This window comes from Burkholderia sp. AU45388 (assembly GCF_030481585.1).
In the GTDB taxonomy this organism is placed as follows: Bacteria; Pseudomonadota; Gammaproteobacteria; order Burkholderiales; family Burkholderiaceae; genus Burkholderia; species Burkholderia sola.
In genome coordinates, this window is the sequence record NZ_JAUJPV010000008.1 from 91718 (window position 1) to 113554 (window position 21837).

The following is a 21837-nucleotide window of genomic DNA, read 5'->3' on the forward strand; positions in this document are numbered from 1 at the left end:
CTTGGGTTGCCCGAGTTTACCAGCGGCTTCGACGCGAACGTGCGAAGTTGGCCGTTTGGCCGATTGCCGGCGGCGCCGCGCAGCGGCGACTAACCTCGAGCGGCGGCTCACGATCGCTCGCCATGAGGCGCTGAAGAAAGGGCGCATGGCCCGGAACCGCGCGCGTCTTTCGTCACTTCCGATCGCAAGCGTTGCCACGAGCGGTGCGGAGCCGGCGGCGCCCGGCTTGCGCGCCTGCACGCGCCGGCTTCGCACCGCGGCTCAGGACGCGTGCGCCGACGTCAGGCTGAGCGCCACCGCCTGCGCGACTTCGATGCCGTCGATCGCGGCCGAATAGATGCCGCCCGCATACCCGGCGCCTTCGCCGGCCGGATACAGGCCTTCGACGTTCATGCTCTGGTAGTCGTCCTTGCGTCGAATCCGGATCGGCGACGACGTGCGCGTCTCCACGCCGGTGAGCACGGCATCGTGCATCGCGAAGCCGGCGATCTTCTTGTCGATCTCCGGCAGCGCTTCGCGGATCGCTTCGATCACGTAATCGGGGAGCGCGGTGCCGAGATCGGTCGGATTCACGCCGGGCTTGTACGACGGCTCCACGGAGCCCAGCGACGTCGACGGCCGACCCGCGATGAAATCGCCGACCAGCTGGCCCGGCGCACGGTAGTCGCCGCCGCCGAGTTCGAACGCGCGCTCTTCCCATTTGCGCTGGAACGCGATGCCGGCGAGCGGGCCGCCCGGATAGTCGTCCGGCGTGATGCCGACGACGATGCCCGCGTTCGCATTGCGCTCCGCGCGGGAATACTGGCTCATCCCGTTGGTGACCACGCGGCCCGGCTCCGAGGTCGCGGCGACCACCGTGCCGCCCGGGCACATGCAGAAGCTGTAGACCGCGCGCCCGTTGCTTGCGTGGTGGACCACCTTGTAGTCGGCCGCGCCGAGCTGCTTGTGGCCCGCGAACTTGCCGAAGCGGCTGCGATCGATCAGCCCCTGCGGATGCTCGATACGGAAACCCAGCGAGAACGGCTTGGCTTCGATGTAGACGCCGCGGTCGTGCAGCATCTGGAACGTGTCGCGCGCGCTGTGGCCCACGGCCAGCACCACGCGGTCGCACCGCAGCGTTTCGCCGTTCGACAGCTTGAGCGCGCGTACCTTGCCCTGGTCGATTTCGATGTCGTCGACACGGGTTTCGAAACGCACTTCGCCGCCGAGTTCGTGGATCGACGCGCGCATTTTTTCCACCATGCTGACGAGGCGGAACGTGCCGATGTGCGGGCGGCTCAGATACAGGATGTCCTCGGGCGCGCCGGCCTTGACGAATTCGTCCAGCACCTTGCGGCCATAGTGGTTCGGATCCTTGATCTGGCTGTACAGCTTGCCGTCGGAAAACGTCCCCGCGCCGCCTTCGCCGAACTGCACGTTGGATTCGGGATTGAGCACGCTCTTGCGCCACAGGCCGAAGGTGTCCTTGGTGCGCTCGCGCACGGCCTTGCCGCGTTCGAGGATGATCGGGCGGAACCCCATCTGCGCGAGGATCAGCCCCGCGAACAGCCCGCACGGCCCCATGCCGATGACGACCGGGCGCAGGAAATCGGCGTGCTCGGGCGCCTTCGTGACGAAGTGGTACGCCATGTCGGGCGTCACGCCGCAATGCGGGTTGCCGGCGATGCGCTCGAGCGCGGCCGCTTCGTCCTTGACTTCGATATCGACGATATACGTGAGCTTGATGTCGGCGCGCTTGCGCGCGTCGTGCGCGCGGCGGAACACGGTGTAACGGAGGAGATCGTCCGCCGCCACGCCAAGCTCCGCGAGGCGCGCGCGAATCGCGGCCTCGAGCGCGCGCTCGGGGTGGTCGAGGGGAAGTTTAATTTCGCTTAGCCGTAACATGATGACTCGGATGCGATTGCCACGGCGCCGTGGCGATGTTGATACAGGCGGGGCCGGCACGCCGGCGGCGTGGTTCGCCGCGCGGGCATGCCGGACGCAAACCCTGTGCCGTCGTTGCGGGGCCAGCGGTGCGAGCGGCAGTGCGCCGATTCGCACGCGCGACGCGAGCAACTTCAGGATAGGCGCACGAAGCGGCCCGCGTGCACGGAAGATGGTTTCGCGTGTCGGGCGATCGGCGCGCCATCGTGACGATGCCGTGCGAGCGGTTTGCGCGAAAGCCGCGCCACGCGGGCGCGGCCCGGGCTTACTCCGCTGCCGGATGCATGCGGCTGTAGCGGTTCAGGATCGGGATCATCTGCGCGTAGATCTTCGGATTCGCGGCGACGATCTCGTGGCGATGCAGGAAATCGGCATCACCCGTGTAGTTGCCGACGAGGCCGCCGGCCTCGGTGATCAGCAGGCTGCCCGCGGCCATGTCCCACACGTTGATGCCTTGCTCGAAGAATGCGTCGAGGCGGCCGGCCGCGACGTTCGCGAGGTCGAGCGCCGCCGCGCCCGGGCGGCGCAAGCCCGTGCAGGCCTGCGTCATCTCGGTGAAGAGGCGCGCGTAGGCGTCGAGGCCGTCCTTCTCGCGGAAGGGGAAGCCCGTGCCGACCAGCGCGTCCGACAGGCGGTCGCGGCGGCCCACGCGGATGCGGCGGTCGTTCAGGTACGCGCCGCGGCCGCGGGTGGCCGTGAACAGGTCGTTCTTGTTCGGATCGTAGACGACGGCCTGCGTGACGACGCCCTTGTGCTCGAGCGCGATCGATACGCAGTAGTACGGGAAGCCGTGAATGAAGTTGGTCGTGCCGTCGAGCGGATCGATGATCCACTTGAATTCGGATTCGTTCTCCGATTCGCCCGATTCCTCCGCGAGGATCGCGTGGTCGGGGTAGGCGGTCTTTAGCGTCTCGATGATCGCGTCTTCGGCGGCCTTGTCCACTTCGGTGACGAAGTCGTTCTGCTGCTTCTTGCGGATCTCGATCAGGTCGAGATCGAGGGACGCGCGATTGATGATCTGTCCGGCGCGGCGCGCAGCCTTGACAGCAATGTTGAGCATGGGATGCATGAGCCTGGATCCTGTAGCCGGCGGCACGGGCCGCCACGAAGTGGGACAACCGCCCGGAACGGCGCAAGCGTGCCGGGGCGAGGTGAGACGCGAATTGACAAAGAGCGGGGTACGACCCGCGCTGCGCCGAGCGCAACGCGTAAAGGCATGATTTTACCCGATTTTTGGCGGTTTCAGGCGGTCGGCACGCGGGGAAACCCCCACTGGTCGTCCGGACGAGTGGGTTTGCGCGGGCGATGGCGATACCATACGGCCATTCTGATGAACCGAGTCGTATCGTAGTGGAAACCCCGCAGAACACCGCCGCGCCGTCCGAATCGGGCGCGGCCTCGTCCGCGCCGCCGTCCGGCGGCTTCACGTCCACCCGCTTCGTGCTCGTCGAGCCGAGCCATCCCGGCAACGTCGGGGCGGCCGCCCGCGCGCTGAAGACGATGGGTTTCTCGCGCCTCGTGCTGGTCGCGCCGCGCGTGCCGCACGTGCAGCGCGACCCGGAGGCGATCGCGATGGCCAGCGGCGCGGACGACGTCCTCGCGTCCGCGCACGTCGTGCCGACGCTCGGCGAAGCGCTGTCCGGCGTGCACTGGTCGATCGCGCTGACCGCGCGCACGCGCGAATACGGGCCGCCGCGCCTCGCGCCGCGCGCGGCCGCCGCGCAGGCGGGCGCGCAGGTCGGCGCGGGCGACGTCGCGCTCGTGTTCGGCAACGAGCGCACCGGTCTCGCGAACGAGCATGTCGAGCAGTGCAGCGCGCTCGCGCACATTCCGGCCAACCCGGCCTACAGTTCGCTGAATCTCGCGCAGGCCGTGCAGGTGCTCGCGTACGAATTGCGCGTCGCGTTTCTCGAGCAGGCGAGCGAGCCGGCCGCGCAGCCGCCGGCCGAAGCCGGCACGCTCGCGCAGAGCGACGAGATCGAGCGGATGTACGTGCATCTCGAGAACGCGTTGATCGCACTCGACTTCCTCGATCCGCGCAATCCGAAGAAGCTGATGCCGCGGCTGCGGCGCCTGTTCGCGCGCACGGGCCTCGAGCGCGAGGAGGTCAACATCCTGCGCGGCATCGCGAAGCACATCCTGCTGAAGTCGGGCAAGCCGGACGGCGACGCGTAAGCGGTCGACACTCCGATTGCCGGGCGTGCGGGAGTCCGCTGGATGCGGCGTGCGGTCGGGCAGGCCATGCGTTGGCCAGCCGGCGGCGTCGGACCGGTTGTTTTTCCCGATCGATCGCTGCCGGCAACCCCCGTTGCAACAAGCGTCGCGGACGAATACCCGCGCCGACGGCGGGGTGAACGCGCGACTGCGTGCGGCCGGGCGCGACTGGCCCTACAATCGCCGGACGTCATAAGCAAATGACCCGGCGCGATAACGGCCGGCATTGCCGGCGATGCGCGCCGGCCTTTTCCCGGATCACATCATGTTGACGAGACTGCGCGAAGACGTTGCAACGATTCGCGAGCGCGATCCCGCCGCTCGCAGTGCGTGGGAAGTGCTGACCTGTTATCCGGGGCTGCATGCGCTCGTGCTGCACCGTTTCGCGCACGCATGCTGGCGCGCGAAACGCTACTGGCTCGCGCGGTTCGCGTCGCAGGCCGGCCGGTTCCTGACGGGGATCGAGATCCATCCCGGTGCGACGATCGGCCGGCGCGTGTTCATCGATCACGGCATGGGTGTCGTGATCGGCGAGACGGCGATCGTCGGCGACGACTGCACGATCTATCAGGGCGTGACGCTGGGCGGCACGTCGCTCACGCGCGGCGCGAAGCGTCACCCGACGCTGGAAGCCGGCGTGATCGTCGGCGCCGGCGCGAAGGTGCTCGGCGGTTTCACGGTCGGCGCGGGCGCGAAGATCGGCTCGAACGCGGTGGTCGTCAAGCCGGTGCCGCCGGGCGGTACCGCGGTCGGCAATCCGGCGCGCATCGTGATGCCGGCGCAGCCGAAGCCGCAGCCCGAGCGCGCGGCATTCTGCGCGTACGGGATCACGCCGAACGCGGATGACCCGATGTCGCTCGCGATTCACGGGCTGATCGATCACGCGGCGAAGGAAAGCCGCCGCGTCGACGAGATCGTCGCGGCGCTCGAGCGGCTCGGCACGCATCTGGAAACGCTGCAGGGCGCCGACGCGGCACGCCTCGACCTGCGCAGGCTGTCGGCGGTGCTGGAAGGCAAGACGGTCGAACGCCAGATGTAACGAACGCGATCGCTGCCGGTCGGTGCGACGGCAGCAGCGGCGTCAGTCGAGCGGCATCGCGTGGATGCCTTCCGCGTCGACACGCAGATAGCCGCCGCGCCGCGTGCCGTGGTCGAGATCCCAGTCGGGCAGCACCCAGCGGATCCCGCCCGGCTCCGCGTGGCTTGCGGGGCGGTGCGTGTGGCCGTGAATGATCACGCTCGCGCGGCTTTTCCGGAACAGCGCGGCCACGCCTTCCCGCGTGACGTCGTAAATGGCCGAAGCAGGGCGCATCCGGCCCGCTTCGCTGGTCGAGCGCATGCGCTGGGCGAGCGCGCGGCGCCAGCGGAACGGCCACGCGAGAAACAGCCATTGCGCGACGCGGTTGCGCGCGAAGCGACGGAACACCTGGTAGCCGCGGTCGGCCGTGCATTGCGCGTCGCCGTGCGCGAGCACGATGCGCTGGCCGAACGCGATGATCAGCGAAGGGTCGGGCAGCAGCATCGCGCCGGCGGCCTTCATGAAGCGCCGGCCGAGCAGGAAATCGCGGTTGCCGTGCATCACGTAGAGCGCGATGCCGCGTTCCGAGAACGTATGCATCAGCGCGGCCATGCGCGCGGCGAACGGATCGTCGTCGAGGATGTCGTCGCCGATCCAGTATTCGAACAGGTCGCCGAGGATGAACACCGAGTCGGCGCTGTCGGCGGTGTATTTCACGAAATGCTCGAACGCGGCGACCGTCTTCGGAATCGCCTCGCTCAGGTGCAGATCGGACAGAAACAGGAACGGGCGTGCGGCTTGCGCGTACTCGCGCTCGCCCGGCACGCCCGCGGAGACGCTTCGCGGCGGACTCTCCTGCAACATCGAAGTGCCTCCGTAACGGCTGGTGCGTCAGACCACCACGGCCTTTTCGATCACGACGTCGTCGGCCGGCACGTCTTGGTGGAAGCCGGCGTTGCCCGTCTTGACGCCCTTGATCTTGTCGACCACGTCCTGGCCTTCGACGACCTTGCCGAACACCGCGTAGCCCCAGCCCTGCGGCGTCGGCGACGAGTGGTTCAGGAAATCGTTGTCGTTCACGTTGATGAAGAACTGGGCGGTCGCCGAGTGCGGATCGTTCGTGCGCGCCATCGCGACCGTGTAGTTGTCGTTCTTCAGGCCGTTGTTCGCTTCGTTGTCGATCGGCGCGTCGGTCGGCTTCTGCTTCAGGCCCGGCTCGAAGCCGCCGCCCTGGATCATGAAGCCGTTGATCACGCGATGGAACACGGTGCCGTCGTAATGGCCCTTCTTCACGTAGTTCAGGAAGTTCTCGACCGTCTTCGGTGCCTTCTCGGCGTCGAGTTCGAGCTTGATCACGCCGTGGTTCGTATGCAGTTCAACCATGATGAATTCCTTCGGTGAGGCGGTTTAAATGGCACGCGGCCGGTCGTGCGACGCGGCCGCGTGAGGCGCCGGACGTGCCGGCAGGTGCTTACTTGGAGACGATGCTCGCCGATTCGATCACGACCGGTTGCGCCGGCACGTCCTGCATCGGGCCGCGCGAGGTCGTCGCCACGCCTTCGATCTTCTTCACGACGTCGAGACCCGACACGACCTTGCCGAACACCGCATAGCCGTTGCCGTCCGGGTTCGGGTAGTCGAGGCCGCTGTTGTCGACCGTGTTGATGAAGAACTGCGCGGTGGCCGAGTTCGGATCGCTCGTGCGCGCCATCGCGATCGTGCCAGTGAGGTTCTTCAGACCATTGCGGCTTTCCAGCGGGATCGGCGCACGGGTCGGCTTTTCCTCGAAGTTGGTCTTGTAGCCGCCGCCCTGGATCATGAAGCCCTTGATCACGCGATGGAAGATCGTGCCGTTGTACTGGCCGGCCTTCACGTAATCGAGGAAGTTGGCGACCGACTTCGGCGCCTTCTCCGGATAGAGCTCGACGCGGATGTCGCCCTGCGAGGTCTTCAGCTGCACGACGGGGTGCGCGGTGGCCGTTTGCGCGAACGCGGGCGCGGTCGCGAGAAGGGCGGCGCCGCCAAGCGCCAGCAACAGACGTTTCATTGCGATCCTCAGGTTGGGAGGGAAGGAAGGCCGCGCCGCTTATTGCGACGGCGCGACGTACGGCGCCGCCAGTGCGCCCGACGGACCGCTGAACTGGAACGTCGGCGACATCGGCAGCGTGGTGGTGCTCACGTTCGCGGCGGCGCGGTCGGTGTAGTCGCGCGTGGCCGGCGTCGTCGCGCGGGCGTTCGGCGCGGCTTTCGACGGCGACACGATCTTCTGCAGATCGGCGAGGCGCTGCGCGGTCGCGCCGCTCGTGCGGCCGAGCGATTGCGCGCGCTTGTACGATTCGGCCGCGAGGCGCAGGTACAGATCGCCGAGGTTCTCGTACGCGAGCGAGTAGCCCGGGTTCGATTGCGTCGCGGTGACGAGCGCGGTGCGCGCTTCGTCATAGCGGCCGTGCTTCGCGTAGAGCGCCGCGAGGTTGTTGTACGGCTCGGGCAGTTCGGGGTACGCCTGCGTGATCGCGACGAACTGCTGGATCGCGTCGTCGTCGCGGTTCAGGCGGGCCAGCACGGTGCCGCGCTTGAACTGCGCCTGCACGTCGTGCGGGTTCGACGCGATGCGCGCGTCGAGTTGCGCGAGCGCCTGCTTCCACTGCTTGCCGGCGATCGACGCATCGACTTCGGGGGTGCCGTCGGCGACCGCCGGGGCCTTTTGCGCATGCGCCGCGGGCGCCGCGAAAAGCGTCAGCGCGACGCCCATGACGGTGGTCGCAACGAGGGTCGCAGCGCTCGGCGCGCGGCCGCGATGAGGTTTCATAGGCGTAAATCGGAATGTTATACTCCGACCCATTCTAACAAAACGTCTGCGCGTTCCGGCGAGCGGCAGACAGTCTTTCTTAGCCTCTCGTGGCCGTCACCGCTGTGCTTGCAGCCTGACCGCCCCATGTGATATCGAGGACGCGCGGCCTGGCGCCGCAGCAGATGGTCCGTCCGTTTCACATGCTGGGCGAGCTTCGCCAGGGCGGTTTCCTTCGGCTCACGGTTCATCTCTATGGAATCACTGCGCATCTACAACACGCTCGCGCGTGACAAGCAAGTTTTCGTGCCGCGCCAGCCCGGCGAAGTGCGGATGTACGTATGCGGGATCACCGTCTACGACTATTGTCACGTGGGCCATGCGCGCATGCTGGTCGTGTTCGACCTCGTCCAGCGCTGGCTGCGTGCGATCGGCTATCGGGTCACGTACGTGCGCAACATCACCGACATCGACGACAAGATCATCCGCCGCGCGGTCGAGAACGGCGAGACGATCAAGTCGCTGACCGACCGCTTCATCGGCGCGATGCACGAGGACGAAGGTGCGCTCGGCATCCATCGGCCCGACATCGAGCCGCGCGCGACGCAGTTCATCCCGCAGATGCTCGGCATGATCGAGACGCTCGAGGCGAACGGCTACGCGTACCAGGCGACCGACGGCGACGTCAATTACTCGGTGCGCAAGTTCGCGAACTACGGGAAGCTGTCGGGCAAGTCGCTCGAGGATCTCCGCGCGGGAGAGCGCGTCGCCGCGAACGATGCGAAGCAAGATCCGCTCGACTTCGTGCTGTGGAAGCGCGCGAAGGCGGACGAGCCGGAAGGCGCGTCGTGGGCGTCGAAGTACGGGATGGGGCGCCCGGGCTGGCACATCGAGTGCTCCGCGATGGGCTGCTCGCTGCTCGGCAATCATTTCGACATCCACGGCGGCGGGCAGGATCTGCAATTCCCGCACCACGAGAACGAGATCGCGCAGAGCGAAGGCGCGACCGGCGAGACGTTCGTCAATTACTGGATGCACAACGGCTTCGTGCAGGTCGACAACGAGAAGATGTCGAAATCGCTCGGCAACTTCTTCACGATCCGCGAAGTGCTCGAGCGTTACGACGCGGAAGTCATGCGCTTCTTCATCGTGCGCACGCATTACCGTTCGCCGCTCAATTACAGCGACGTGCATCTCGACGATGCGCGCGCGTCGCTCACGCGTCTGTACACCGCGCTGAAGGACGTCGAGCCCGACACGCTCGCGCTCGACTGGAACGAGCCGCACGCGCAGCGTTTCGCGGCCGCGATGAACGACGATTTCAACACGCCGGTCGCGGTGGCGACGCTGTTCGAGCTGGCGGGTGAAGTCAACCGCACGCGCGAGGCGTCGCTCGCGCGGCAACTGAAACAGCTGGCGGGCCTGCTCGGCCTGCTGGGCCGCGAACCGCGCGCGTTCCTGCAGCAGGCGTCCGGCGCCGCGCAGGCGGGCGGGCTCGTGGCCGACGAGATCGAAGCGAAGATCGCCGCGCGGGTCGCGGCGAAGCAAGCGAAGGACTATGCCGAAGCGGACCGGATTCGGGCGGAATTGCTCGAAGCCGGCATCGCACTTGAAGACAAACCGGGCGGATCGACCGAATGGCGTCGCGTATGAGCGCGGCGCGTTCCACTGACCGATCCGTCAGGTAGGAGGCAAGATGGCAACGGCCAGAAAAGCGCCGGTCAGGCGCGCGACCCCGGTCGCCGTGCGTCCGGCAGCCAAGCGCGTACCGGCCACGAAGGCGGACGCGACGCGCGCCGTGCCGAACGGCGCGCTGAACGGTCATGCGCAGCCGGCAGCCGCGCTGCCGGCCGCCGACGCGGCCCGCAAGACACGGGCGTCCGAAGCGGACGGCGAGGAGGTCGTCGTGCGTCCTGCCTATTGGGACAAGGCGTGCGCGGACCTCGTCAAGCGCGACCGGATCCTGAAGAAACTGATTCCGAAGTTCGGTCCCGCGCATCTCGTGAAGCGCGGCGATCCGTTCGTCACGCTCGCGCGCTCGGTCGTCGGCCAGCAGATTTCGGTGCCGTCCGCCCAGTCGCTGTGGGCGCGCATCGAGGACGCGTGTCCGAAGCTCGCGCCGCAACCGGTGATCCGCCTCGGCGCGGACAAGCTGATCGCATGCGGGTTGTCCAAGCGCAAGACGGAATACATCCTCGATCTCGCGCAGCATTTCGTGTCGGGGGCGCTGCACGTCGACAAATGGATGTCGATGGACGACGAGGACGTGATCGCGGAACTCACGCAGATCCGCGGCATCAGCCGCTGGACGGCCGAGATGTTCCTGATCTTCAACCTGTCGCGGCCCGACGTGCTGCCGCTCGACGACCCGGGCCTGATCCGCGCGATCAGCGTCAATTACTTCAGCGGGGAACCCGTCACGCGCAGCGAGGCGCGCGAGGTCGCGGCCAACTGGGAGCCGTGGCGCACCGTCGCGACCTGGTACATGTGGCGCAGCCTCGATGCGCCCGACGCCGACGCCTGAGTGCCGGCTATCGGGTTTTAAACATCAATAGTTGAGAGCTGGTTTTGAGCGTCGCCCGCGCGGGTAGAATACGCGCTGCCGCAAGACCCAAGGATTCGAACACATGAAGACCACATTTCTGGATTTCGAACAGCCGATCGCCGAACTCGAGGCCAAGATCGAAGAGCTGCGATTCGTGCAGGACGACTCGGCTGTCGATATTTCGGAAGAAATCGAGCGGCTGTCGAAGAAAAGCCAGCAACTGACGAAAGACCTCTACGCGAATCTGTCGCCGTGGCAGGTTTCGCAGATCGCGCGGCATCCGCAGCGGCCATACACGCTCGATTACGTCGCGGAACTGTTTACCGATTTTCACGAGTTGCACGGCGACCGCGCATTCGCGGACGACCTGTCGATCGTCGGCGGTCTCGCGCGCTTCGGCGGCCATCCGTGCATGGTGATCGGCCACCAGAAGGGTCGCGACACGAAGGAGCGCGCCGCGCGCAACTTCGGGATGCCGCGTCCGGAAGGCTATCGCAAGGCAGAACGCCTGATGCGTCTGGCCGAGAAGTTCGGGCTGCCGATCTTCACGTTCGTCGACACGCCGGGCGCGTACCCGGGCATCGGCGCGGAAGAGCGCGGCCAGTCGGAGGCGATCGGCCGCAACCTGTACGTGATGGCCGAGCTGAAGACGCCGATCATCACGACGGTGATCGGCGAGGGCGGTTCGGGCGGCGCGTTGGCGATCGCCGTGGCCGATACCGTGATGATGCTGCAGTTCTCGACCTACTCGGTGATCTCGCCGGAAGGCTGCGCGTCGATCCTGTGGAAGAGCGCCGCGAAGGCGCCGGAAGCCGCGGAAGCGCTGGGCCTGACCGCGCACCGCCTGAAGGCGCTCGGCCTGATCGACAAGATCATCAACGAGCCGCTCGGCGGCGCGCATCGCGATCCGAAGGGCATGGCCGCGCTGCTGCGCCGTGCGCTGGCCGATTCGCTGCGCCAGTTCCAGGGCATGAGCATCGATGCGCTGCGCGAGCGCCGCTTCGAGCGCCTGATGGCCTACGGCAAGTTCAAGGAAACCACGCCGGGCGCATGACCGGCCGTGTATTCAATGCGCGCGCCGCCGCGCGCGCGTCCCGCTCGTGATTCCGCCCACCGAATTCTCCGCCGACCGCGTCGTACTCGACGCGGTCGGCGTTGCGCTTTCCGGCCTGCCGCCGGATGCGCGCATCGCGATCGCGTACAGCGGCGGCCTCGATTCGACGGTGCTGCTCGATGCGGCCGTGCGCGTCGCGGGCGCATCGCGCTGCGTCGCGCTGCACGTGCATCATGGCCTCAGCGCAAACGCCGATGCGTGGGTTGCGCATGCCGAAGCGCAAGCGGCGCGGCTCGGTGCCGCATTCGAATCGATGCGTGTCGACGTGCCGCGCGACAGCGGGCTCGGTATCGAGGCGACCGCACGCGAGCGTCGCTACGCGGCGCTCGACGAGATGGGCGAACGCCACGGCGCGGCGGCGCTGTGGCTCGCGCAACATGCGGACGACCAGGCCGAGACGGTGCTGCTGCAACTGTTGCGCGGGGCGGGAATCGCGGGGCTCGCGGCGATGGCGCCGCGTTATCGTCCCGACGGCGTAAGCATCGAGCGTGTGCGTCCGTTGTTGAGACTGTTGCGCGCACAACTTGAGCGCTATGCGGAGCAGCACGCGCTCGCGTGGATCGACGACGAATCGAACGGCGATACGCGCTATGCGCGCAATGCGTTGCGCGTCGACGTGCTGCCGGCGCTGGCCGTGCATTTCCCGGGCTTTCGCGACGCGCTCGGCCGCGCGGCCCAGCATGCGGCGGCCGCTCAGCGGCTGCTCGACGATCTGGCCGAGCTGGATTTCGCCGTCGCCGCGCGCGATGGCGGTCAGGCGCTGTCGCGCGACGCGCTGATCGGCTTCGACGACACGCGCGGCGCGAACCTGCTGCGCTTCTGGATGCGCCGGCTCGGCTTGCCGGGCGCGTCGGCTGCCCGGCTCGCCAACATGATGCGGCAACTGCGCGCCGCGCACGACGCGCATGCGCTGCGCGTCGATCACGCGGGGCAGTGCCTGCGGCTCTATCGCGATGTCGTCTACTGGGAGGCGGGCGACAGCAGCGAGCCGGCCGACGACGGCACGGGCACGCCGCAACCGGAGGTGGCGCTCGCGTGGGACGGGCAGGAAGTATGGCACCTGCCGGCGTGGCGCGGCACGTTCGTGTTCGCGCCCGCCGACGCGGGCAGCACCGACGCCGTGCCGGAGGGAGTGCTGCGCGGTGCGCAACTGGCGGCGCGCGCCCGGGCCGGCGGCGAACGGATGCGTACGTCGCCGGGCGGGCCGGGCCGGACGCTGAAGAACCTGTTCCAGGAGCGCGGCGTGCCGGCATGGCAGCGCGACGTGCCGTTGCTGTTCGCGGGCGACCGGCTGATCTACGTGCCGCGGCTGGGCGTCAATCGCGACATCGGCGAGCCGGCCGCGGCGGCGCCGGCCACCACCGCATGGCGCCGGATCGAGTGGCGTCCCGACCTGCTGATCGCATAGCGGCGGCGGGTGGCCGGCCGGCGCGATGGCGCGCCCATTTTCACCATTTGGTAAACAGCGCCGGAACGGCCGGCGACACGGCGCGCGGCTTGTCAAGTAGGCGTCTATCGGGTACGCTCGGTCGTTTGCTCGGCTCGATTTTCGAGCGTTTTGTGCAGGTTTTCCGCGTGACGTACCCGGTTTGCGCGGCCTGATCGGCCTTCCGGGCAAAATCCGTCACGCTTGCGTGTTGCGTCCCAGCCGTCCCCCTCGTCGTCCGTCCACAGCCACAAGCCGCGTGACCGAACGGCAACGCGGCCTGCCCAGCGCGCCCGTGCGGCTTCTCCTCCAGTTCAGAACGACAATGGCACTCATCGTACACAAATACGGCGGCACTTCGATGGGCTCGGTCGAGCGCATCAAGAACGTCGCGAAACGCGTCGCAAAATGGCATCAGGCCGGGCACCAGATGGTGGTCGTGCCTTCGGCGATGTCCGGCGAAACCAACCGTCTGCTCGGTCTTGCGAAAGAGATTTCGAGCCAGCCGAGCCCGCGTGAGCTCGACATGATCGCGTCGACCGGCGAGCAGGTCAGCGTCGGCCTGCTGTCGATCGCGCTGCAGGAAATCGGCGTCGAGGCCGTGAGCTATGCCGGCTGGCAAGTGCCGATCAAGACGGACAGCGCGTTTACGAAGGCGCGCATTCACTCGATCGACGACGAGCGCGTGAAGGACGATCTGAACGCGGGCAAGGTCGTGATCATCACGGGCTTCCAGGGCGTCGATCCGGACGGTCACATCACGACGCTGGGCCGCGGCGGCTCGGACACGTCGGCGGTGGCGGTGGCCGCTGCGCTGGGCGCCGAAGAGTGCCTGATCTATACCGACGTCGACGGCGTCTACACGACCGACCCGCGCGTCGTCGAGGAGGCGCGCCGCCTCGACCGCGTGACGTTCGAGGAGATGCTGGAAATGGCCAGCCTCGGCTCGAAGGTCCTGCAGATCCGCTCGGTCGAATTCGCCGGCAAATACCAGGTGAAGACGCGTGTGCTGTCGAGCCTGACCGATCCGCTGATTGCGCTCGACGAAGAAATGCGCTCGGGCACCCTGATTACTTTTGAAGAAGACGAGACCATGGAAAAGGCAGTCATTTCCGGCATCGCGTTCCAGCGCGACGAAGCACGCATTGCGGTGATGGGCGTGCCCGACAAGCCGGGCATCGCATATCAGATCCTCGGCCCGGTGGCCGATGCGAACGTCGACGTCGACATGATCATCCAGAACCAGAGCGTCGAAGGCAAAACCGACTTCACGTTCACGGTCGGTCGCGGCGACTACCAGAAGGCGATGGACATCCTCACCAACCAGGTGCAGGGCCATGTGAGCGCCGAGCGCGTGCAGGGCGACCCGAAGGTGTCGAAGGTGTCGGTCGTCGGCGTCGGCATGCGTTCGCACGTGGGCGTCGCGAGCAAGATGTTCCGCACGCTGTCGGAAGAGGGCATCAACATCCAGATGATCTCGACGTCCGAAATCAAGATTTCGGTGCTGATCGACGAGAAATACATGGAGCTGGCTGTCCGCGCGCTGCACAAGGTGTTCGAACTCGACCAGGCGTCGTGAATTTTTCGTGATGCATTGAAGAAAATGCACCGCGGAAATTGACGTACGGTTCGAAACCCTATATTATTTCGTTCTCGTCGCACTGCCTCCCTGGTGCGAGCGAAAGTTTGGGAGACGTGGCCGAGAGGTCGAAGGCACTCCCCTGCTAAGGGAGCATCTGGGCCAAAACCTGGATCGAGGGTTCGAATCCCTCCGTCTCCGCCAAAAGCGGTGACAAAGCCCCGCAAGTTCTCGGACTTGCGGGGCTTTTTCTTTTTCGGTCCGTGCCGATGCGCGAAGGGGCGAGGCGGATCTGAGCGAACATCGAGCGCTTCGACGATCGTTCGTTGGTCTGTGTGAGTAGTGACGATCGATAGGCCCTCTATATTGAATGGCTGACGTTCGGCGTGATCGACGCGCGCCATACGTCGATGTGACGACGCTTCGCGGGTCATCGCCGGTTTATGCGACGGCCGACGCAACAGCACGATCACTGTCGCGCGGGGAGTCCGTCGGCATAAGCGGTGCGATCGCACGAAAAGAGGCGCGCGACGCCGACGCCTCCTGCGAGCCACACCGCGCGAAATAGAATGAAATAAAAATGAAAGTATTCGCGTAAGGCAGCGGGCGCCACGTGATCGCCGCACGGCGCGATGTCGACCTCGTCGTTCCGGCCCTTCGAAATGAGTGGTTGGTGTCAAAAATGCGGCGCTGCATCTATTCTCGCGGCGGATCGCATCGAGCAATACAAAAAATTACTCAAGTAAATCAACGAACTACGCCGACACCAAAAAACAGTGCGCTGCTGCGCTGCAAAAAATAATCAATCGTCTTATGCTCGTTAACCCGATCGCGTTTGAGCGGCATCAAGTTTTCCGGTGATGCCGCTTTACATTTAGCCAACATTGGCGATTCACGAAATCTACCTGTCGATTTGATTTCGTTCCTTTCGTCGCGCCTGTCCCCGATGCAAGGCGCGACCTCCTCTAGGCCTTGTTGACATGCATGATTTCCCCTTCCTGAGCCTGGCCATCTGGGTTCCGATACTGTTCGGCGCGGGCCTGCTGCGCGCCGGTTCCGACCAGCATTTGCGCCGGATACGACTGATCGCGCTGGTCGGCGCGCTTGCCGGGCTGGCGGCCGTCGTTCCGCTGATGGCCGGTTTCGACGCGCATTCGGCGGCGATGCAGTTCGTCGAAAGACGCGATTGGCTCGCGGCATTCAATGCCGGATGGCGGGTCGGCATCGACGGCGCGTCGCTGTGGCTCGTCGTGCTGACCGCGTTCACGACGCTCGTGGTGGTGGTGGCGTCGTGGGAATCGGTCACGGTGCGCGTCGCGCAGTACTACGCGTCGTTCCTGATCCTGTCGGGGCTGATGGTCGGCGTGTTCGTCGCGCAGGACGGGCTGCTGTTCTTCATCTTCTTCGAGGCGACGCTGATCCCGTTGTACCTGCTGATCGGCACGTGGGGGCGCGAGCGCCGCGTATATGCGGCCGTGAAGTTCTTCTTCATTTCGTTCGCCGGCTCGCTGTTGCTGCTGATGGCGATGCTGTACCTGTACGCGCAGTCGCATACGTTCGACATGGCCGTGTGGCGCACGCTGCAGCTCGGCTTCGCGCCGCAGTTGCTGGTGTTCCTCGGCTTTTTCGCCGCGTTCGCGGTCAAGGTGCCGATGTGGCCGGTCCACACGTGGCTGAGCGACGTGTACACGGACGGCCCGACGGGCGCCGCGCTGATGCTCGCGATGCTGAAGCTCGGCGGCTACGGGTTCCTGCGCTTCGCGTTGCCGATCACGCCCGACGCCAGCCACTTCTTCGCGCCGGCCGTGATCGCGCTGTCGCTGTTCGCGATCGTCTACGCGAGCCTGATCGCGCTCGCGCAGACCGATCTCGGCAAGTTGCTCGCGTATTCGACGGTCGCGCACATGGGGATCGTCACGCTCGGGCTGTTCCTGTTCAACCGGATCGCCGTCGAAGGCGCGATCGTGCAGCTCGTGTCGTATGGCTTCGTGGCGGGCGCGATGCTGTTGTGCGTGAACGTGCTCGTGGATCGCACCCGGCAGCGCGAGATCGCCGCATACGGCGGTGTGGCAGGCGTGATGCCGCGTTTCGCGACCTTCACGCTGCTGTTCGCGATGGCCAACGTCGGCCTGCCGGGCACGTCCGGGTTCGTCGGCGAGTTCATGGTCATCATGGGCGCGATCCGCTTCAACTTCTGGATCGGCGCGATCGCGGCGCTCACGCTGATCCTCAGCGCGTCGTACACGCTGTGGATGCTCAAGCGCGTCGTGTTCGGCAAGGTCGCGAGCCAGCGGATCGCGAAGCTCGCCGACCTGAACCGCCGCGAGATCGTGGTGTTCGCGTCGCTCGCATTGATCGTGCTGGCGGTCGGCATCGATCCGAAGCCGTTCACCGATGCGATCGACCCGACCGTCGGCAAGCTGATCCAGGAAGCGAGCCATTCGAAGGTGCCCGCGGCGGATGGCCCCGCGCCGGCGTTGCCGTCGTACATGGCTTCGACGCACGACTGATCGCGGCTCACCGCGCCGCGCCACGCCAGGCAAGCCCGCCGCATCGCGCGGCGCGCATGGTTGCGCGCGCATCGATCCAAAGCCCGGCATGGCGAGTGCCGGGCCCGCTTCCGGCTGCGTGAAATTGCCCCGCGACAATGTGACTCACGGCAGATTTTGCAATGATGATTTGCCGTATGCACAGGTTTTTCATCGCACTCGCGCGACGTATGATTCGGCCCATTTCGTGAATCGAATGCGCATCGGGCAAACGCAAACGGATTCAATGACCCTCGGGCTGTGTGATGAAAAGAAGAGCATCAAGAGGCTGGTCGGCGCTGATGTCAATCGGCGCGGCTTTGAGCCTGTCAGGTTGTAACTTAGATGTACTAAATCCGAAAGGAAGCGTGGGTGCGGCCGAAAAGGCGCTGATCGCGACGTCCACGTGGGCGATGCTGATCGTCGTCGTGCCCGTGATCCTGCTGACGCTAGGGTTCGCGTGGCGTTACCGCGCGTCGAACCGCAATGCCGCCTACGCGCCGAACTGGTCGCACTCGACCGCGATCGAGGTCGTGATCTGGACGGTACCGACGCTGATCATCCTGTTCCTCGGCGTGCTCACGTGGAAGACCACGCACGAGCTCGATCCGTACAAGCCGCTCGAATCGGCGGTGAAGCCGATCGACGTCGAGGTGGTCGCGCTCGACTGGAAGTGGCTGTTCATCTATCCGGAACTCGGCATCGCGTCGGTGAACCAGCTCGCGATTCCGGTCGGCACGCCGGTGAATTTCCGCATCACGTCGGATTCGGTGATGAATTCGTTCTTCATCCCGCAGCTCGGCGGCCAGGTCTACGCGATGGCCGGCATGCAGACGCGCCTGCACCTGATCGCCGACGAGCCCGGCAATTACGCGGGCACGTCTGCCAACTTCAGCGGCCGCGGCTTCTCCGACATGAAGTTCCGCACGCTCGCCGAGCCGCGCGAGCAGTTCGATGCTTGGGTGCGGAAGGTGAAGGCGTCGCCGGACCGGCTCGACGCGACCGTGTACGGCACCGTCGCGCAGCCGAGCGAGAAGGCGCCGGTGCGCTACTTCTCGTCGGTCGATCCGCGGCTCTTCCACAACATCATCGCGAAATACAACGATGGCCACGTCCTCGACCTGAAGGACGCCGCCTGCGGCACGAAGGGGTAACGCATGTTCGGCAAACTCACACTTTCGGCGATCCCGTTCGATCAGCCCATCATCATGGGGGCCGGCGCCTTCATGGGGCTGGTCGTGCTGGGCATTCTCGCCGCGCTGACGATCACCGGCCGCTGGAAATGGCTGTGGACGGAATGGCTGACCACGGTCGACCACAAGAGACTCGGCGTGATGTACATCATCGTCGCGCTGATCATGCTGCTGCGCGGCTTCGCCGACGCGATCATGATGCGCATGCAGCTCGCGCTCGCGTACAACGGGCCCGGCTACCTGCCGCCGCACCACTATGACCAGGTCTTCACGGCACACGGCGTGATCATGATCTTCTTCATGGCGATGGTGTTCATGGTCGGCCTGATGAACCTGATCGTGCCGCTGCAGATCGGCGCGCGCGACGTCGCGTTCCCGTTCATCAACTCGCTGTCGTTCTGGATGACGGCGGTCAGCGCGATCCTGATCAACGTGTCGCTCGTGATCGGCGAATTCGCGCAGACGGGCTGGCTCGCGTATCCGCCGCTGTCGGAGCTGCAGTTCAGTCCGGGGGTGGGGGTCGACTACTACCTGTGGGCGCTGCAGATCTCCGGCGTCGGCACGCTGCTGACCGGCGTGAACTTCTTCGTGACGATCGTCAAGATGCGCGCACCCGGCATGACGCTGATGAAGATGCCGGTGTTCACGTGGACGGCGCTCTGCACGAACGTGCTGATCATGGCGTCGTTCCCGATCCTGACCGCGACGCTCGCGCTGCTCGGCCTCGACCGTTACCTCGGCATGCACTTCTTCACGAACGACGCCGGCGGCAACGCGATGCTGTACCTGAACCTGATCTGGGCGTGGGGCCATCCGGAGGTGTACATCCTGATCCTGCCGGCGTTCGGGATCTTCTCGGAAGTCATCGCGACGTTCGCGAAGAAGCCGCTGTTCGGCTACAAGACGATGGTGTACGCGACCTGCGCGATCATGGTGCTGTCGTTCCTCGTGTGGCTGCATCACTTCTTCACGATGGGCTCGGGCGCGAACGTGAACGCGTTCTTCGGGATCATGACGATGATCATCGCGATTCCGACCGGCGTGAAGGTGTTCAACTGGCTGTTCACGATGTACCGCGGCCGGATCGAATTCACGACGCCCGTGCTGTGGACGATCGGCTTCATGGTCACGTTCACGCTCGGCGGCATGACCGGCGTGATGATGGCGATTCCCGGCGCGGACTTCGTGCTGCACAACAGCCTGTTCCTGATCGCGCACTTCCACAACGTGATCATCGGCGGCGTGCTGTTCGGCTATCTCGCGGGCTTCAACTACTGGTTCCCGAAAGCGTTCGGCTTCAAGCTGAACGAGACGCTCGGCAAGGCCGCGTTCTGGTTCTGGCAGATCGGCTTCTACGTCGCGTTCGTGCCGCTCTACGTGCTCGGCTTCATGGGCATGACGCGCCGCCTGAACCACTACGACAACCCGGCCTGGCATCCGTGGCTGCTGGTCGCCGCGTTCGGCGCCGTGCTGATCGCGATCGGCATCGCGTGCCAGCTGCTGCAGCTGGTGGTCAGCATCCGCAACCGCCATCTGCCCGAGTACCGCGACACGACGGGCGACCCGTGGGGCGGCCGCACGCTGGAGTGGGCGACGTCGTCGCCGCCGGCCGACTACAACTTCGCAGTGATCCCGCAGGTGCGCACGCTCGATGCGTATGCGGACATGAAGGCGCGCGGCGAAGGCCGGCCGAATCCGGCAGCGATTCGCGACATCCACATGCCGTCGAATACCTGTGCGGGCCTCGTGATCGCCGTCTTCAGCCTGGTGCTCGGCTTCGCGCTGGTGTGGCACATCTGGTGGATGGCGATCGGCGGGCTCGTCGGGATCATCGCGACGCTCGTGATCTACAGCTCGCGCGATAACGACGGCTATTACATCCCCGCGTCGACGGTGCGCAAGACCGAAGACAAGCAGCCGACGAAGCGCACGGCCGCGCGCGTCGACGGCGTGGAACTGGAGGCCAACTGATGTTGCAGAAAACCTTGAGCGCGACCCTGCTCGAACACGACGACCATCCGCCGTCGCATTCGGTGTTCGGTTTCTGGCTGTACCTGATGACCGACTGCGTGATCTTCGCGGCGCTGTTCGCGACGTTCGCGGTGCTCGGCCACCAGTACGCGGGCGGGCAGACCGCGAAAGAGCTGTTCGACATTCCGGGCGTCGCGGTGGAAACCGCCGCGCTGCTGCTGTCGAGCATCACGTACGGTTTCGCGATGCTCGCGGCGTACCAGCAGCGGCGCGGTGCGCTGCTCGCGTGGCTCGCGGTGACGTTCGTGCTCGGCGCGGCGTTTCTCGCGATGGAACTGCGCGAGTTCTCGCACCTGATCGCGGAAGGCGCGGGCCCGCAGCGCAGCGCGTTCCTGTCGGCGTTCTTCACGCTGGTCGGCACGCACGGGCTGCACGTGACGGCAGGCCTGTTGTGGATGATCGTGCTGGCCGCGCAGATCGTGTTGCGCGGCGGCGACCTGACCGATCGCGACCTGCGACGCCTGACGTGCCTGAGCCTGTTCTGGCACTTCCTCGACATCGTGTGGATCTGCGTGTTTTCCTTTGTCTATCTCGCGAGCGTGATCTAAATGGCCCATTCGCATTCGTCTCAACTCGAAGAAGGGCACGGCAGTGTCGGCGGCTACGTCGCCGGTTTCATCCTGTCGGTGCTGCTCACGGCCGCGTCGTTCGGCCTCGTGATGGGCGGCGTGCTGTCGCCGCATGCTTCGCTGATCGGGCTCGCCGTGCTCGCGTTCGTGCAGATCGTCGTGCACCTCGTGTACTTCCTGCACATGAACGGCTCGTCGGGCCAGCGCTGGAACGTGATGGCGTTCAGCTATACGGTGCTGACCGCCGCGATCCTGATCGTCGGCACGCTGTGGGTGATGCACAACGTGAGCATGAACATGATGTCGCGCTGAGCGGCGGCGCGGCGCAGCGGGGTCACCTCGCTGCGCGCTCATGAAGAAAAGGCGGCACGTGCCGCCTTTTCGTTTTTTCCCGCTGCTGCGTTGTGCAGGGCGGTGCGGTCAGTGCCGCGCGCCGGCGTCCGCCGTCAGCGCATGTGTGCAGTCGGCGCGGTACTCGGCGGCGAGCCGATGCTTCGCGCCGTCGAGATCGTCGGGGTAGTACGGGCTGGCATGGGCGGGATCGTAGCCGACCTGTTCGAGTTCGGTCAGCTCGCGCACGAGGTCCGCACGCGTGACGTCGCGGCCCGTGTGCACGAACGGGTACGCATTGCATTCCTGCGGGGTGAGGTGCGGCCCCGCGAATGCGGCGGTGCTCGCGCATGCGAGCAGCATGCAGGCGACGGTGGTCGACAGTTTCATCCGATAACTCCTGGTTTCGCGGCCCGATGCCGCATGACGTCAGCGTAGGCGGCCGCGGCCGCGGCCGCGGCGCGGCCGACGCACGGATGAAACATGTTTCACAGGGGCGTGCCGCGACGCGGGATGAAGCTATTTTCATCTGGCGCCGCGCGGCGATCGCAGCGCCTACGATAGTGGCGGGCGCATCGT

At 66.0% G+C, this 21837-nt stretch carries 19 protein-coding genes and 1 tRNA gene; 13 read left to right on the forward strand and 7 right to left on the reverse strand.

Annotated elements, in window-relative coordinates; translation table 11 throughout:
- Positions 1-261: 261 nt before the first annotated feature.
- On the reverse strand, positions 262-1884 hold the full coding sequence (locus QZM72_RS15990) for an NAD(P)/FAD-dependent oxidoreductase (protein ID WP_089467779.1): 1623 nt from the start codon (positions 1882-1884) through the stop codon (positions 262-264).
- A 304-nt stretch (positions 1885-2188) separates the two neighbouring features.
- Complete coding sequence (locus tag QZM72_RS15995) at positions 2189-2992, reverse strand: inositol monophosphatase family protein (protein WP_050012977.1); 804 nt, start codon at positions 2990-2992, stop codon at positions 2189-2191.
- Positions 2993-3273: 281 nt separating this feature from the next.
- Here QZM72_RS15995 and QZM72_RS16000 point away from each other — a divergent pair, with 281 nt between their 5' ends.
- Positions 3274-4098: an RNA methyltransferase gene (locus QZM72_RS16000; protein ID WP_089467778.1), complete on the forward strand. Its 825-nt coding sequence runs from the start codon at positions 3274-3276 to the stop codon at positions 4096-4098.
- A gap of 304 nt (positions 4099-4402) precedes the next feature.
- On the forward strand, positions 4403-5176 hold the full coding sequence (cysE, locus tag QZM72_RS16005) for a serine O-acetyltransferase (protein WP_256979646.1): 774 nt from the start codon (positions 4403-4405) through the stop codon (positions 5174-5176).
- Positions 5177-5218: 42 nt separating this feature from the next.
- Here the strand turns inward: cysE and QZM72_RS16010 are convergent, their stop codons facing one another.
- The 4 genes from QZM72_RS16010 to QZM72_RS16025 form a co-directional block, all read right to left on the reverse strand.
- Entirely contained in the window at positions 5219-6019 is an 801-nt protein-coding gene (locus QZM72_RS16010; protein ID WP_089467776.1) for a UDP-2,3-diacylglucosamine diphosphatase, read from the reverse strand.
- Positions 6020-6046: 27 nt separating this feature from the next.
- Positions 6047-6538 carry a peptidylprolyl isomerase gene (locus tag QZM72_RS16015; RefSeq protein WP_027784822.1) on the reverse strand — a complete coding sequence of 164 codons (492 nt, stop codon included), beginning with the start codon at positions 6536-6538 and terminating at the stop codon, positions 6047-6049.
- Between the two features lie 88 nt (positions 6539-6626).
- A complete protein-coding gene (locus QZM72_RS16020; RefSeq protein ID WP_006484003.1) occupies positions 6627-7202 on the reverse strand; it encodes a peptidylprolyl isomerase in 576 nt (191 codons plus the stop codon).
- Between the two features lie 39 nt (positions 7203-7241).
- Complete coding sequence (locus QZM72_RS16025) at positions 7242-7964, reverse strand: tetratricopeptide repeat protein (RefSeq protein ID WP_179233401.1); 723 nt, start codon at positions 7962-7964, stop codon at positions 7242-7244.
- Positions 7965-8198: 234 nt separating this feature from the next.
- Here QZM72_RS16025 and cysS point away from each other — a divergent pair, with 234 nt between their 5' ends.
- The 11 genes from cysS (at position 8199) to cyoD (ending at position 21240) form a co-directional block, all read left to right on the forward strand.
- Positions 8199-9596, forward strand: a complete 1398-nt coding sequence (cysS, locus tag QZM72_RS16030; protein WP_089467774.1) for a cysteine--tRNA ligase — start codon at positions 8199-8201, stop codon at positions 9594-9596.
- Positions 9597-9639: 43 nt separating this feature from the next.
- On the forward strand, positions 9640-10467 hold the full coding sequence (locus QZM72_RS16035; RefSeq protein ID WP_089467773.1) for a DNA-3-methyladenine glycosylase: 828 nt from the start codon (positions 9640-9642) through the stop codon (positions 10465-10467).
- Between the two features lie 103 nt (positions 10468-10570).
- Positions 10571-11542, forward strand: coding sequence for an acetyl-CoA carboxylase carboxyltransferase subunit alpha (locus QZM72_RS16040; protein WP_006478433.1), 972 nt, complete (start codon positions 10571-10573; stop codon positions 11540-11542).
- 46 nt (positions 11543-11588) lie between these two features.
- Positions 11589-13010 carry a tRNA lysidine(34) synthetase TilS gene (gene tilS / locus QZM72_RS16045; RefSeq protein WP_089467772.1) on the forward strand — a complete coding sequence of 474 codons (1422 nt, stop codon included), beginning with the start codon at positions 11589-11591 and terminating at the stop codon, positions 13008-13010.
- 343 nt (positions 13011-13353) lie between these two features.
- A complete protein-coding gene (locus QZM72_RS16050; RefSeq protein ID WP_011549493.1) occupies positions 13354-14607 on the forward strand; it encodes an aspartate kinase in 1254 nt (417 codons plus the stop codon).
- 110 nt (positions 14608-14717) lie between these two features.
- Positions 14718-14811, forward strand: a tRNA-Ser gene (locus tag QZM72_RS16055).
- A gap of 776 nt (positions 14812-15587) precedes the next feature.
- The gene (locus tag QZM72_RS16060; RefSeq protein ID WP_089467771.1) at positions 15588-17117 is read left to right on the forward strand and encodes a NuoM family protein; all 1530 of its coding nucleotides are present in this window, start codon (positions 15588-15590) and stop codon (positions 17115-17117) included.
- Between the two features lie 284 nt (positions 17118-17401).
- Positions 17402-18289 (forward strand): ubiquinol oxidase subunit II, encoded by an 888-nt coding sequence (cyoA, locus tag QZM72_RS16065; RefSeq protein ID WP_089467769.1) that lies wholly within the window; start codon positions 17402-17404, stop codon positions 18287-18289.
- A gap of 3 nt (positions 18290-18292) precedes the next feature.
- A complete protein-coding gene (gene cyoB / locus QZM72_RS16070) occupies positions 18293-20299 on the forward strand; it encodes a cytochrome o ubiquinol oxidase subunit I (protein ID WP_089467768.1) in 2007 nt (668 codons plus the stop codon).
- Positions 20299-20907 (forward strand): cytochrome o ubiquinol oxidase subunit III, encoded by a 609-nt coding sequence (gene cyoC / locus QZM72_RS16075; protein ID WP_089467767.1) that lies wholly within the window; start codon positions 20299-20301, stop codon positions 20905-20907. Before cyoB ends, cyoC begins: the two co-directional genes overlap by 1 nt.
- Positions 20908-21240: a cytochrome o ubiquinol oxidase subunit IV gene (cyoD, locus tag QZM72_RS16080; RefSeq protein ID WP_059573658.1), complete on the forward strand. Its 333-nt coding sequence runs from the start codon at positions 20908-20910 to the stop codon at positions 21238-21240. It begins immediately after the preceding gene.
- Between the two features lie 108 nt (positions 21241-21348).
- Here the strand turns inward: cyoD and QZM72_RS16085 are convergent, their stop codons facing one another.
- Complete coding sequence (locus tag QZM72_RS16085) at positions 21349-21648, reverse strand: DUF4148 domain-containing protein (RefSeq protein ID WP_089467766.1); 300 nt, start codon at positions 21646-21648, stop codon at positions 21349-21351.
- Positions 21649-21837 lie beyond the last annotated feature (189 nt).

Coding starts and splice junctions, on each gene's coding strand:
- QZM72_RS15990 (WP_089467779.1), bottom strand. CDS start 1,884: ATGTTACGGCTAAGCGAAATTAAACTTCCCCTCGACCACCCCGAGCGC.
- QZM72_RS15995 (WP_050012977.1), bottom strand. CDS start 2,992: ATGCATCCCATGCTCAACATTGCTGTCAAGGCTGCGCGCCGCGCCGGA.
- cysE (WP_256979646.1), top strand. CDS start 4,403: ATGTTGACGAGACTGCGCGAAGACGTTGCAACGATTCGCGAGCGCGAT.
- QZM72_RS16010 (WP_089467776.1), bottom strand. CDS start 6,019: ATGTTGCAGGAGAGTCCGCCGCGAAGCGTCTCCGCGGGCGTGCCGGGC.
- QZM72_RS16015 (WP_027784822.1), bottom strand. CDS start 6,538: ATGGTTGAACTGCATACGAACCACGGCGTGATCAAGCTCGAACTCGAC.
- QZM72_RS16020 (WP_006484003.1), bottom strand. CDS start 7,202: ATGAAACGTCTGTTGCTGGCGCTTGGCGGCGCCGCCCTTCTCGCGACC.
- QZM72_RS16025 (WP_179233401.1), bottom strand. CDS start 7,964: ATGAAACCTCATCGCGGCCGCGCGCCGAGCGCTGCGACCCTCGTTGCG.
- cysS (WP_089467774.1), top strand. CDS start 8,199: ATGGAATCACTGCGCATCTACAACACGCTCGCGCGTGACAAGCAAGTT.
- QZM72_RS16035 (WP_089467773.1), top strand. CDS start 9,640: ATGGCAACGGCCAGAAAAGCGCCGGTCAGGCGCGCGACCCCGGTCGCC.
- QZM72_RS16040 (WP_006478433.1), top strand. CDS start 10,571: ATGAAGACCACATTTCTGGATTTCGAACAGCCGATCGCCGAACTCGAG.
- QZM72_RS16050 (WP_011549493.1), top strand. CDS start 13,354: ATGGCACTCATCGTACACAAATACGGCGGCACTTCGATGGGCTCGGTC.
- QZM72_RS16060 (WP_089467771.1), top strand. CDS start 15,588: ATGCATGATTTCCCCTTCCTGAGCCTGGCCATCTGGGTTCCGATACTG.
- cyoA (WP_089467769.1), top strand. CDS start 17,402: ATGAAAAGAAGAGCATCAAGAGGCTGGTCGGCGCTGATGTCAATCGGC.
- cyoB (WP_089467768.1), top strand. CDS start 18,293: ATGTTCGGCAAACTCACACTTTCGGCGATCCCGTTCGATCAGCCCATC.
- cyoC (WP_089467767.1), top strand. CDS start 20,299: ATGTTGCAGAAAACCTTGAGCGCGACCCTGCTCGAACACGACGACCAT.
- cyoD (WP_059573658.1), top strand. CDS start 20,908: ATGGCCCATTCGCATTCGTCTCAACTCGAAGAAGGGCACGGCAGTGTC.
- QZM72_RS16085 (WP_089467766.1), bottom strand. CDS start 21,648: ATGAAACTGTCGACCACCGTCGCCTGCATGCTGCTCGCATGCGCGAGC.